A 13412-nucleotide genomic window follows, 5' to 3' on the forward strand; every position below is an offset into this window, starting at 1 on the left:
CATGTCCGGATCACGACACCTCGAACGCGCGTACGCGGTCGATCATCTCGGCACCGAACTGGAGATACGCTTGCGCACCGCGCGAGCTGCGGTCGAACACGACGCCCGGCAGCCCGTAACTCGGCGCTTCCGCCAGGCGCACGTTGCGCGGAATCACCGCGTCGAACACCTTGTCGCCGAAGTGCGCTTTCAGTTGATCGGAGACTTGCTGCTGCAGCGTGATGCGCGGATCGAACATCACACGCAGCAAGCCGATGATCTTCAGGTCGCGGTTCATGTTCGCGTGAACCTGCTTGATCGTGTTGACGAGGTCCGACAACCCCTCCAGTGCGAAGTACTCGCACTGCATGGGGATCACGACGCCATGCGCCGCGCACAAGCCGTTCAGCGTCAGCAGCGACAGCGTCGGCGGGCAATCGATCAGCACGAAATCGTAGTCGTCGGCCACGTGCTCGAGCGCGGCCTTCAGCCGGCGCTCGCGGTTGTCGATGCTGATCAGTTCGATCTCGGCACCGGACAGTTCGCGGTTCGCGGGCAGCACGTCGTAGGTGACGCCGTCCGGCCGGATGCGCGCGTCGGTCACCGACACGCCGTCGACCAGCACCTCGTACACGGTCGCTTCGCAAGCAGCCTTGTCGATCCCGCTGCCCATCGTCGCGTTACCCTGCGGGTCGAGATCGATCAGCAGGACTCGTTGCTCCTGCGCTGCAAGGCTTGCGGCGAGATTGACCGATGTCGTCGTCTTGCCGACGCCCCCCTTCTGGTTCGCAACGCAGAAGATCTTTGCCATCGTTGGTGTGTTCCCTTTACCTTCAAACAAACGGCGCGCCATCGCGCGCCGGCCCTTCAATTCGCTTCGTCGACGGCCACTTCGATCAGATGCCGTTCGGCATCGAGCAGCGGCACCGCCAGCCGTATCGTCTGCTTCACGCGGCTGCCTTCCGGCAACCGCGCAATCTCGTCGTCCGGATGAACACCCTTCATTGCCCAGATCGATCCGCCCGGCGCAACCAGGTGACGAGCAAGTTTAACGAAGTCGGACAGGTCCGCGAAAGCGCGGGAGACGATCATGTCGAATTTTTCCGGCACTTCGACACCCGGCTGCAGCGATTCGACCCGCCCCGTGACCACCGACAGGTTCGCGAGCTTTAGCTCCGCACGCATCTGGGTCTGGAATGCAGACTTCTTCTGCACGATATCGTTCAGCGTGATCTGCCAATCCGGCTCGACGATCGCCAGCACGATACCGGGCAACCCGCCGCCCGAACCGACGTCGAGCACGCGGGCCGATGCACGGCCACGCAGATGCGGAACGATGGAAAGCGAATCGAGGATGTGCTGGATCAGCATCTGCTTCGGGTCGCGGATCGCGGTCAGGTTGTAGACCGCGTTCCACTTGCCGAGCAGCGCGACGTAGTCGAGCAACTGGTTGCGTTGTGCATCCGTCAGCGTGAGGTCGAGCGCCGTCGTGCCTTCGACGAGCATCTGTTCCAGTACGTCCCGATTAACCGCCGGCGCGCGACGCGCCGTCATTGTTGCGTCGGGACGGCGCCGTCCCCCTGCTCCGCTGCCGCTTCGGCCGTGCCATTACGACGGCCCAGGCCGCGACGCTTCAGGTGCACCATCAGCAGCGAGATTGCCGCCGGCGTGACACCCGAGATGCGCGACGCCTGCCCGATCGTTTCCGGCCGGAACTCGTTGAGCTTCTGGCTCACCTCGAACGACAGGCCGCGGACTTCGCGGTAATCGATACCGTCGGGCAGACGCGTGTTCTCGTTCGCATCGTTGCGTTCGATTTCCGATGCCTGCCGCTCGATGTAGCCCTGATACTTGATGCCGATCTCGACCTGCTCCTTGATCTGCTCGAGCAGCACCGGATCGTCGGCCAGCGGCTCTGCGGGGCCGCACTCGCCGCCCTTCAGTCCGCACACACCGTCGTAGCTGATACCCGGACGGCGCAGCAGTTCGGCGAGGCTGTATTCGTGGTCGATCGCCTTGCCGAGGAGCGCGGTCGCCTCTTCCGGCGGCAACGTCTTCGGCGTGACCCACGTCGACTTCAGGCGTTCGGTTTCACGTGAAACAGCGTCGCGCTTCCGGCTGAATGCATCCCAGCGCGCGTCGTCGACGAGCCCCAGTTCGCGGCCGATCTCGGTCAAGCGCATGTCGGCATTGTCTTCACGCAGGCTGAGGCGATACTCGGCGCGGCTCGTGAACATCCGGTACGGCTCGGCCACCCCGCGCGTCACGAGATCGTCGACCAGCACGCCAAGGTAGGCCTGGTCACGGCGCGGGCACCATGCGTCCTTCTCCTGCACGTAGCGGCCAGCGTTGAGACCGGCCAGCAGCCCCTGCGCGGCCGCTTCTTCATAGCCCGTCGTCCCGTTGATCTGGCCCGCAAAGAACAGCCCGTTGATCGCCTTCGTTTCGAGCGACGCCTTCAGCGCACGCGGGTCGAAGTAGTCGTACTCGATCGCGTAGCCGGGGCGCAGGATATGCGCGTTCTCGAGGCCGCGCATCGAGTGCACGAGCTCGAGCTGGACGTCGAACGGCAGGCTCGTCGAGATCCCGTTCGGGTAGAACTCGTTGGTCGTCAGCCCTTCCGGCTCCAGGAAGATCTGGTGCGATTCCTTAGAAGCGAAACGGTGAATCTTGTCCTCGATCGACGGGCAATAGCGCGGCCCGACGCCTTCGATCACGCCTGTATACATAGGCGAACGGTCGAGGCCACCACGAATGATGTCGTGCGTGCGCTCGTTCGTATGCGTGACCCAGCACGGCAGTTGCTGCGGATGCTGCTCCGCACGGCCCAGGAACGAGAAAACGGGGATCGGATCGAGATCGCCCGGCTGTTCATCCAGCTGCGAGAAGTCGATCGAACGACCATCGATACGCGGCGGCGTACCGGTCTTCAGGCGGCCCTGCGGCAGCTTCAGCTCCTTCAGGCGCGACGACAGCGACACGGCCGCCGGATCGCCCGCACGGCCGCCCGTATAGTTGTTCAGGCCGACGTGAATCTTGCCGTCGAGGAACGTACCGGCGGTCAGCACGACCGCACGCGCACGGAAGCGGATGCCGATCTGCGTGACGGCGCCCACCACGCGGTCGCCTTCGACCATCAGGTCGTCGACAGCCTGCTGGAACAGCCACAGGTTCGGCTGATTCTCGAGCCGGTGGCGAATCGCGGCCTTGTACAGGATGCGATCGGCCTGCGCACGCGTCGCGCGCACGGCCGGCCCCTTCGACGAATTGAGGATCCGGAACTGAATACCGCTTTCGTCGGTCGCGGCTGCCATTGCGCCGCCCAGCGCATCGACTTCCTTGACCAGATGGCCCTTGCCAATGCCGCCGATCGACGGATTGCAGCTCATCTGCCCAAGCGTTTCGATGTTGTGGGTCAGCAGTAATGTCTTTGCGCCCATGCGGGCGGACGCCAGCGCGGCTTCCGTGCCGGCATGACCGCCACCGACGACGATGACGTCAAATTCTGTGGGAAAAAGCATGGTGGATTCCGTACGCAGGACGGCGCACGAACCTATCTGAGAAATGTATGGGCCGAATTATAGCGGGTTCGCTTTTCACCCGAAGGCCGTCCGAATGGTAGGGTCTGTGCATTTCGGCGATTTTTCTGTGCTCAGACGCCGAATCCGTGGCGCAGAGCCCGCTCCGGCAACGTTTCCGGCCCGCCGGCAGCACATCGCTACACCTGTGCAAAAAATTCGCTTGCCGGGAAATTTCACGTGGAACACATACCCGTTCGATGCCTGTGCGCCGCACGGCAATCTGGACGGAACACCCTGTGCGACCGCGCCCACCCTCTCCCTCACAGAATTTCGGACGGTTCGCCCGACACTTATCCCCTGTGACCCGGCACAACATCCCCGGTGTGTGGAACAGGCGGCAGCCACCCGCGAACGATGCTCCGGATCGACATCCGCTTGCACAGAGCGTCCGACTGTTTCCGTGGCACTTATCCCCCGGTTACCAGCCGTCGTGTGTCGAGGTCGCATCTCACCCAAAAAACAAAAACGGCGTGTTTCACGTGAAACACGCCGCCCGTTTCCCGCCCACCACGCCACCGATCAGGCCGTTTTCTTCGCTAGCCCGAGGTACGTCTCGATCACGCGTGGATTCTGCGCGAGTTCGGCCGCCGGCCCTTCCAGCGCAAATTCGCCTGTCTCCAGTACATAACCGTAATCGGAGATCTGCAGGGCAGCCCGTGCGTTCTGCTCGATCAGCAGCGTCGCCACGCCCGTACCGCGCAACGCGCTGATGATATGAAAAATCTCCTTCACGATCAGCGGCGCCAGCCCGAGGCTGGGCTCGTCGAGCATCAGCAGATCGGGCTTGCCCATCAGCGCGCGCCCAACCGCAAGCATCTGCCGCTCGCCGCCGGAGAGCGTGCCGGCCGCCTGCTTGCGGCGCTCCTTCAGCCGCGGAAACAGGGCGAACACATGATCGAGCTGGTCGAGAAAGTTCGCTTCACCGGCCTGCTTGCGCCGATACGCGCCCAATACGAGGTTGTCTTCGACCGTCATCGTGCTGAACAGCTCACGCTTCTCCGGTACGAGGCACATCCCGCGTGCGACGCGCTGCTCGACCGGCAATGCACCGACGTCATGACCGCGGTACACGATCGCACCCGATGCATGCCCGGTCACCGGCAGCGCGCCCATGATCGCGTTCAGCAGCGTCGATTTGCCGGCGCCGTTCGGGCCGATCACGCTGACGATCTGCCCCGCGCCAACCTTGATCGCCGCGCCGTGCAGCGCCTCCACCTTCCCGTACCGGACCGCCAGCCCGCGCACTTCGAGAATCGGCATCGTCGTGTCCGTCATCACTCCACCCCGCCCAGATACGCTTCCAGCACCGCCGGATCCTGCTGCACGTCCTGCGGCAGTCCTTCCGCGATCCGCGTGCCGAACTCCATCACCACCAAACGATCGGTGAGATTCATCACGAAATCCATGTCGTGTTCCACGAGCAACACGCTCATGCCTTCCGCCTTCAGCCGCCGCAGCAGATCGGCGAGTTGCCGCTTCTCCTGGTAACGCAGCCCGGCGGCCGGCTCGTCGAGCAGCAGCAGCGTCGGATCGCAGCACAGCGCCCGCGCGATTTCGAGAATCCGCTGCTGCCCCAGCGCAAGGCTGCCCGCTTCGTCGTACATGTGCGTTTCAAGCCCGACGCGGCGGATCTGGCGTGCGGCCTCAGCCAGCAGTTGCGCTTCCTCATGGGCATTGAGCCGCGCGACGCTGCGCCACACGCCCGTACGGCCACGCAGGTGCGCACCGATCGCGACGTTCTCGAGCACCGTCATCGCCGGCAACAGCTTCACGTGCTGGAACGTCCGGCCGATGCCGCGGCGGACGATCTGGCGCGACGTGAGCCCGTCGATACGCTCGCCACGGAACGTGATCGTGCCGCCCGTCGGCTTCAGCACCCCCGTCACGAGGTTGAACGTGGTCGACTTGCCGGCGCCGTTCGGGCCGATCAGCCCGATGATCTGCCCCGCTTTCACGTCGAAGCTGACGTCGTTGACGGCCACGAGCCCGCCGAACTGCTTGCGCGCGTTGTCGACGACGAGCAGCGGCTCGCCGGCCGTCGGCTTCGCGCGCTGCGGCAACGGATCGGCGTGCTCGGGCACATGCGCGCGCGGCCCGCGCGGGAACAGCCTCGCGACGAACGGCCACACGCCCTGGCGCGCATACTGCAGCAGCAGCACCATCAGCACGCCGAACACGATGATCTCGAAGTTGCCTTCCGAGCCGAGCAGCTTCGGCAGCAGCGTCTGCAGATAGTCCTGCAGCACGGTCAGGATCGCCGCGCCGAGCACCGCGCCCCACACGTGCGACACGCCGCCGACCACGGCCATGAACAGGAACTCGATCCCGTGGTTCAGCCCGAACGGCGTCGGGTTCACCGCGCGCTGCAGGTGCGCGTACAGGAAGCCCGATACGGCCGCGAGCACGGCCGCATAAACGAAGATCACGACGCGCATCCACGCGGTGTTCACGCCCATCGCCTCGGCCATCACGCCGCCGCCGCGCAGCGCGCGGATCGCACGGCCCGGGCGGCTGTTCAGCAGGTTCTGCACCGACACGATCGCGGCCAGCACGACGGCCCAGATCAGGAAATACAGGCTGCGCCCGCTTCCAAGCTCGATGCCGAACAGGTTCAGCGCCGGAATCCCGTTGATGCCGTCGTACTTGCCGAGCAGTTCGAGGTTGCCGAACAGGTAGAACAGCGCGAGGCCCCACGCAATCGTGCCGAGCGGCAGGAAGTGGCCGGACAGCCGCATCGTGACCGCGCCGAGCACGAGCGCGACGAGCGCCGTCAGTACGACGCCGACGATCAGCGCGAGCCACGGCGACACGCCGTATCGCGTCGTCAGGAACGCGGTCGCATAGGCGCCGATGCCGACGAACGCGGCCTGCCCGAAGCTCGTCATCCCGCCGACGCCCGTCAGCAGCACGAGCCCGATCGCGACGATCGCGTAGAGGCCGATGTAGTTCAGCAGCGTGATCCAGTATTCGGGCACCTGCAGCGCACCAGGCAGCACCGGCAGCGCGAACAGCACCACGAGAAACACCCAGAAGGTCTTGTTGCGTACCATCGTCTTCATCGTGTCACTCCTCTTCCTCTTCCGCGTGCGGCGTCGCGAAACTCCGCCACAGCAGCACCGGAATGATCAGCGTGAACACGATCACCTCCTTGTACGCGCTCGCCCAGAACGACGAATACGATTCGAGCACGCCGACGAGCAGCGAGCCGGCGGCAGCAAGCGGATAACTGACGAGGCCGCCGATGATCGCGCCGACGAAACCCTTCAGGCCGATCAGGAAGCCCGAGTCGTAGTAGATCGTCGTCAGCGGGCCGACGAGGATCCCGGACAGCACGCCGAGCCCCGCCGCGAACGTGAACGCGAGCCGCCCTGCCTCGGTCGTGCCGATGCCGACGAGCCGCGCGCCGAGCCGGTTCACCGACGTCGCGCGCAGCGCCTTGCCGGCGATCGTGCGGCCGAAGTACACGTAGAGCGCGCCGATCAGCACGAGTGCCGTCACGACGACCAGGATGCTCTGCACCGACACGGTCATGCTGCCGATCGCGAGCGACGCATCCGAGAACCCGTTGGTGCGCGAACCCTCCGCGCCGAACATCACGAGCCCGAGGCCGACCATCGCGAAGTGGACGGCGACCGACACGATCAGCAGCAGCAGCGTCGTGCCTTCGGCGATCGGCTGGTACACGAGCCGGTAGACGAACGGCCCCATCGGCACGACGATCGCAAGCGTCAGCGCGATCTGCGCGAGCATCGGCAGCGGCTGCGCGGCAAAGCTGCGCGTGATCGCGAACACCGCGAGCGGCAGCAGGATGTAGCGGCTGCCGAGTGTCGCGAGTGTGCGGCCGAGCTGATGGCGCCGTTCGCGATGCCGGATCAGGCCGCCGACTTCGAGCAGGAAGCACGCGATGCCCATCACGAACAACAGCCAGCAGGTGGCGGGAAATTTCTGCGCCTGCAACGCGGCAAGCGTCAGCGCACCGTAGGCGACAAATTCGCCCTGGGGAATGAAGATCACCCGCGTGACGGAAAATACCAGCACGAGCGCCAGCGACAGCAATGCATATATGGCGCCGGTCGTGATGCCGTCTTGCGCGAGGATCGCTGCAATCGAGAGATCCATACGTTTCGTGTATCGAGAATGCTGCGGAGAAACGAAAGACGGAAACGGCCGGGGCGCACGGCCGGCAAGACCGGTGCGCAGGCACCCGGCGACGGGCCCCGGCGGTTCCAGGCGGCACGGGCGCGACCCGTCGGGCCCCGCCCCCTGCCGACGGCACGCACGGCGCCGTTCGCGCCGCGCACGCCGGTTTCACGTGATGCTTACTCGGCCTGCAGCTTCCACTTGCCGTCGACGATCTGCACCATCACGCGCGCACGCGTATCGAAGCCGTTGTGATCGGTCGGCGTCATGTTGATCACGCCGTGCGACACGGGCAGGTCCTTCACGCTTTCGAGCGACGCGCGCAGCGCTTCGCGGAACGCCTCGGTGCCCGGCTGGCCCTTCTTCAGCGCTTCCGGAATCGCACGCTGCAGCAGCAGCCCCGCATCCCACGCATGGCCGCCGAACGTCGCCAGCGAGCCCGCGCCGTAGGCCTTCTCGTACGCGGCCTTGTACCCGAGCGCCGGTTTCTTCACCGGATTCGAATCGGGCAGCTGGTCGGTCACGAGCACCGGGCCGGCCGGCAGGATCTCGCCTTCGCAGTCCTTGCCGCACACACGCAGGAAGTCGTTGTTCGCGACGCCGTGCGTCTGGTACACCTTGCCCTTGTAGCCTCGCTCCTTCAGCGTCTTCGCCGGCAGCGCCGCCGGCGTGCCCGAGCCGGCGATCAGCACCGCATCGGGATTCGAGCCCATCAGTTTCAGCACCTGCCCCATCACCGACGCGTCGGTCCGGTTGAAGCGCTCGTTCGACACGACCTTCAGGCCGTTCTTCGCGGCCGCCGCGTTGAACGTGTTGTACCAGCTGTCGCCGTACGCATCGGCGAAGCCGATGAAGCCGACCGTCTTCACGCCGTGCTTCGCCATGTAGCCGGCGATCGCGTCGGCCATCAGCTGGTCGTTCTGCGGCACCTTGAACATCCAGGCGCGCTTCGCATCCATCGGCGAGATGATCTGCGCGCTCGCCGCGAGCGAGATCGTCGGCGTCTTGCCCTGCGACACGGGATCGAGCATCGCGAGCGAGTTCGGCGTGACGGACGAACCGATGATCGCGTCGACGTGATCCTCGTCGATCAGCTTGCGCACGTTCTGCACCGCGCGGCTCGTGTCGGATGCGTCGTCGAGCACGATGTACTGCACGCTCTTGCCCGCGATTTCCTTCGGCAGCAGCGCGATCGTGTTCTTTTCCGGAATCCCGAGCGACGCGGCCGGCCCGGTGGCCGACAGCGTCACGCCGATCTTCACCTGCGCCGACGCCGTGGCGGCCGCGCACACGAGGCCCGCGGCAAGCAGAACTTCCATCCATCGATTCATCTTCATTTATGTCGTCTCCAAACGCTGCTCGAAAAAGCCTCGGGTCGCTCGGGCGGCTCCCGGTCTCCAAACAAGTTAATAATTTAACTATCTCGCCTTGCCCCGCCTACACTCGTTTTCCCGTGACACGCCGGCGCCGCCATCGAGCCCCGGCGATACCGCACATGCACGCGCCGCGGCGCGTGCCGATACGGTCGTTCGACCGCCACGATGCGCGGCGGCAATGTCGTCAGGATGAAGGGAACGGAGAAAAGCGGCGCTGCGCGAAACGCGATCGATGCGGGCGCAACGATCGCCGGAAGGTCGGCCGGCCGGGCCTGATACGGCTCCACGCGCGGGCAATGCGGGATCGGAAAAACGGCCGTTCATGCGATTGCGAACGACACATCGGATGCGAACGCAACGACCGGACACACCATCGTGCCGGCAGATTGCATCGGAACGCACATGCCGGCCGCAGGGCGGCTCGTGAAAGCCCGGGCATACCGATGCACGTCCGCCCCCGAACGAGCGGCGCCAGCCGCCCCTCCCGCCCCGATCCTTCGTCCCGCGCTTCTCATCCAACCGCACTCCCTCTTCTGCATTTTGCTTGTAGGAGAACTGCCGACCGTTTTCCCGACCGCACGGTCGGCGAAAGCTGAGTGTAACGGACGCTTTTTGCGCACGCCAACCGGGTAAGCCCGGACGGCATGCGCACGGCTGCGCGCCGGCGGCGATCGACCGGCAGGAATGGATGAAATCGGGGGACGGGATGACGCGCGAGTGACGCGAGGCAGAACACGGGCGCGCGGAACGCAGCGCGATTCGCCTGCACCGTCGATGGAAATTCGTGCACCAAATGAAAAAGCGCTGTTGGATTCCGTCCAACAGCGCTTTAGGGTCCGGGCACTTTGTGCCTCGATTGTCTCCTCGTTCTCCACCTGCAAATTCGTTTCGCGGTGCATCAGAACTGAAGTGAATCTTAAAGAGGCTTAAGCACCACGGCAACTTAGCATTTACCCCTATGGTGCATCGCCGCACGAAAATGGGGCAGCAGCCAGCCGCGCGGTGCCGCCCCGAGCGCGCTGCGACGCGCTTCACGAGCATGCCGGATGGTGCTTCGCATCAACCCGCGGCGATGTGCACGGCATGCGCTCAGGAGGCCCTGAGCGGCTTGATCCGCGCGACCATCTCGCCGACGATGCCGCGCCGGAAGGCGAGCACGCACACGATGAAGATCAGCCCCGTGACGATCGTCGCCGATTCGCCGAGCGAATGGAACCACGCGACGCCCGTCGTCGACGCGAGCCATTCGCCGATGTCGCCGAGCCGGTCTTCGAGCGCGACGATCAGCGCGGCGCCGAGCAGCGGCCCGAACAGCGTGCCCATGCCGCCGACGAGCGTCATCAGCACGACCAGGCCCGACATCGTCCAGTACGCGTCCGACAGCGTCTCGAAGCCGAGCACGAGCACCTTCAGCGAGCCGGCCAGCCCCGCGATGCCTGCCGACAGGATGAACGCGAGCAGCTTGAAACGATCGGTGTCGTAGCCGAGCGAGATCGCGCGCGCCTCGTTCTCCTTGATCGCGACGAGCACCTGGCCGAACGGCGAATGCACGACCCGCACGATGAACGCGCACGCGGCGACGACCACCGCCACCACGACGTAGTACAGCGCAACGTCGTTCGACAGGTCGAGCAGCCCGAACAGATGGCCGCGCGGCACGCCCTGCAACCCGTCTTCGCCGTGCGTGAACGGCGCCTGCAGGTAGATGAAATAGACCATCTGCGCGAACGCGAGCGTGATCATCGCGAAGTAGATGCCCTGCCGGCGGATCGCGAACAGCCCGACGACGAGCCCGAGCAGCGTCGCGGCGACGGTGCCGACGAGCACCCCGAGTTCCGGCGTGAACCCGAGCGTCTGCATCGAATAACCGGTCGCATAACCGGCGGTCGCGAGGAACATCGCATGGCCGAACGACAGCAGCCCCGTATAGCCGATCAGCAGGTTGAATGCGGCCGCGAACAGCGCGAACGTGAGCACCTTCATCACGAACACCGGGTACGCGCCGATGAACGGCGCGGCGAGCAGTGCGGCAAGCAGCACGCCGTAGAGCACTTTTCTCTGCATCATTTTTCCTTGCCGAAGAGGCCCGCCGGGCGGAACAGCAGCACGATCGCCATGATCACGAACACGACGGTGGCCGACGCTTCGGGGTAGAACACGCGCGTGAAACCCTCTATCACGCCGAGCATCAGGCCCGTGACGATCGAGCCGAGGATCGACCCCATCCCGCCGATCACGACCACCGCGAACACGGTGATGATCATCGGCTGGCCCATCAGCGGCGACACCTGGATCACCGGCGCGGCCAGCACGCCCGCGAACGCCGCGAGCGCGACGCCGAAGCCGTAGGTGAGCGTGATCATCATCGGCACGTTAACGCCGAATGCCTCGACGAGCTTCGGGTTCTCGGTGCCCGCGCGCAGGTAGGCGCCGAGGCGCGTCTTCTCGATCACGAACCAGGTCACGAGACACACCGCGAGCGACGCGACGACCACCCACGCGCGGTAGTTCGGCAGGAACATGAAGCCGAGGTTGGTGGCGCCGGACAGCTGCGACGGCACGTCGTACGGCTGGCCGGACGAGCCGTAGATCGACCGGAACACGCCCTCGACGACCAGCGTGAGCCCGAACGTGAGCAGCAGCCCGTACAGGTGATCGAGCTTGTACAGCCAGCGCAGCATCGAGCGTTCGATCAGGATCCCGAACGCACCGACGACCAGCGGCGCGATCACGAGCATCGCCCAGTACGGCAGCCCGAAGTACGACAGGCCCATCCACGCGAGCATCGCGCCCAGCATGAACAGCGCGCCGTGCGCGAAGTTGATCACGTTGAGCAGCCCGAAGATCACCGCGAGCCCAAGGCTCAGGATCGCGTAGAACGAGCCGTTGACGAGCCCGAGCAGCAACTGGCTCAGCATCGCCGGCAACGGAATGCCAAAGATTTCCATCGACTTAGCCGTCAGTATGAGTTTCGTTGCGTGCGCAACCTTCCAGGGACACGCACGCGGGCGGCGCAGCGGGGCACATCGCTGCGGCCGCCACCGTGCGGCGCGCAACTCGCGCGCCGCCAAGCCCCGCTTACTTCCACAACGCGCAGCGCGATTCCTGCTTGGTCCCGAACGCCTGTTCGCCCGGAATCGTCGCGAGCACCTTGTAGTAATCCCACGGCTCCTTCGATTCAGCAGGCTTCTTCACTTCCATCAGGTACATGTCGTGGATCATGCTGCCGTCCGTGCGGATGTAGCCCTTCGCGTAGAAGTCGTTGATCTTGATCTTCTTCAGCTCGGCCATCACCTTGTCGGAATCGGTCGTGCCGGCAGCCTGGACCGCCTTCAGGTAGGTCGTCACCGACGAGTAGTCGGCCGCCTGCAGGCTCGACGGCATCTTCTTCATCTTGCCGAAGTAGCGTTGCGCCCACTGGCGCGACGCCGCATCGCGGTTCCAGTACCAGCTGTCGGTCAGCACGAGCCCCTGCGTCGTCTCGAGGCCGAGGCTGTGCACGTCGTCGATGAACATCAGCAGCGCGGCGAGCTTCATCGTCTTCGTGATGCCGAACTCCTTCGCGGCCTTGATCGAGTTGATCGTGTCGCCGCCCGCGTTCGCGAGGCCGAGGATCTGCGCCTTCGACGCCTGCGCCTGCAGCAGGAACGACGAGAAGTCCGACGCGGACAGCGGGTGACGCACCGTGCCGAGCACCTGCCCGCCGTTCGCCTTCACGACATCCGACGTGTTCTTCTCGAGCGCCTTGCCGAACGCGTAGTCGGCGGTCAGGAAGAACCAGCTCTTGCCGCCCTGCTTCACCACCGCCGAACCGGTGCCCTTCGCGAGCGCCATCGTGTCGTATGCGTAGTGGACCGTGTACGGCGTGCACTGCTCGTTCGTCAGCGTGTCGGCGCCCGCGCCGATGTTGATGTAGACCTTCTTCTTCTCGCCCGCGACCTGGTTCATCGACAGCGCGGTGGCCGAGTTCGTGCCGCCGACCAGCAGGTCGAGCCCGCCGCGGTCCATCCATTCGCGCGCCTTCGACGCGGCGATGTCGGCCTTGTTCTGGTGGTCGGCATAGACGACCTCGATCGGCTTGCCGAGCACCTTGCCGCCGAAATCGGCGACCGCCATGCGGATCGCCTCCAGGCCGCCCTGCCCGTCGATATCCGCGTAAAGCCCCGACATGTCGGTGATGAAGCCGATCTTCACGGTATCCGCGGCCTGCGCGGCGCCGGTGGTGAACGCGGCGGCCGCGAGCGCGAGACAGGCGTGTGCGAGGGTCTTCATTTTCATTGACGTCTCCTGTTGTTCTGATGCGTTGTGGTTGTTCGAAGCCGCCACGGCTAGCGGC

The 13412-nt window shown here is 65.2% G+C and carries 10 protein-coding genes; all 10 read right to left on the minus strand.

What is annotated here, in order from left to right:
• Positions 1-10 precede the first annotated feature (10 nt).
• Positions 11-790: a ParA family protein gene (locus tag FOZ70_RS26315; protein WP_027788714.1), complete on the minus strand. Its 780-nt coding sequence runs from the start codon at positions 788-790 to the stop codon at positions 11-13.
• Positions 791-846: 56 nt separating this feature from the next.
• Positions 847-1533 (minus strand): 16S rRNA (guanine(527)-N(7))-methyltransferase RsmG, encoded by a 687-nt coding sequence (gene rsmG / locus FOZ70_RS26320; RefSeq protein WP_048023976.1) that lies wholly within the window; start codon positions 1531-1533, stop codon positions 847-849.
• Positions 1530-3500, minus strand: a complete 1971-nt coding sequence (gene mnmG / locus FOZ70_RS26325) for a tRNA uridine-5-carboxymethylaminomethyl(34) synthesis enzyme MnmG (protein WP_059553961.1) — start codon at positions 3498-3500, stop codon at positions 1530-1532. Before mnmG ends, rsmG begins: the two co-directional genes overlap by 4 nt.
• Positions 3501-4079: 579 nt before the next feature.
• Positions 4080-4835 (minus strand): ABC transporter ATP-binding protein, encoded by a 756-nt coding sequence (locus FOZ70_RS26330; RefSeq protein ID WP_059490317.1) that lies wholly within the window; start codon positions 4833-4835, stop codon positions 4080-4082.
• Positions 4835-6619, minus strand: a complete 1785-nt coding sequence (locus FOZ70_RS26335) for a branched-chain amino acid ABC transporter ATP-binding protein/permease (protein WP_219707187.1) — start codon at positions 6617-6619, stop codon at positions 4835-4837. The genes FOZ70_RS26330 and FOZ70_RS26335 overlap by 1 nt, the downstream gene beginning before the upstream one ends.
• 4 nt (positions 6620-6623) lie before the next feature.
• Positions 6624-7679 carry a branched-chain amino acid ABC transporter permease gene (locus tag FOZ70_RS26340; RefSeq protein ID WP_021160433.1) on the minus strand — a complete coding sequence of 352 codons (1056 nt, stop codon included), beginning with the start codon at positions 7677-7679 and terminating at the stop codon, positions 6624-6626.
• 200 nt (positions 7680-7879) lie between these two features.
• The gene (locus tag FOZ70_RS26345) at positions 7880-9037 is read right to left on the minus strand and encodes an ABC transporter substrate-binding protein (RefSeq protein WP_021160432.1); all 1158 of its coding nucleotides are present in this window, start codon (positions 9035-9037) and stop codon (positions 7880-7882) included.
• A gap of 1128 nt (positions 9038-10165) precedes the next feature.
• The gene (locus FOZ70_RS26350) at positions 10166-11140 is read right to left on the minus strand and encodes a branched-chain amino acid ABC transporter permease (protein ID WP_021160430.1); all 975 of its coding nucleotides are present in this window, start codon (positions 11138-11140) and stop codon (positions 10166-10168) included.
• Positions 11140-12024 (minus strand): branched-chain amino acid ABC transporter permease, encoded by an 885-nt coding sequence (locus tag FOZ70_RS26355; RefSeq protein WP_021160429.1) that lies wholly within the window; start codon positions 12022-12024, stop codon positions 11140-11142. Before FOZ70_RS26355 ends, FOZ70_RS26350 begins: the two co-directional genes overlap by 1 nt.
• 130 nt (positions 12025-12154) lie before the next feature.
• Complete coding sequence (locus FOZ70_RS26360; RefSeq protein WP_048023983.1) at positions 12155-13354, minus strand: ABC transporter substrate-binding protein; 1200 nt, start codon at positions 13352-13354, stop codon at positions 12155-12157.
• Positions 13355-13412: the final 58 nt, after the last annotated feature.

The sequence above is a fragment of the Burkholderia sp. COPS genome, assembly GCF_019425585.1.
GTDB lineage: Bacteria > Pseudomonadota > Gammaproteobacteria > Burkholderiales > Burkholderiaceae > Burkholderia > Burkholderia cepacia.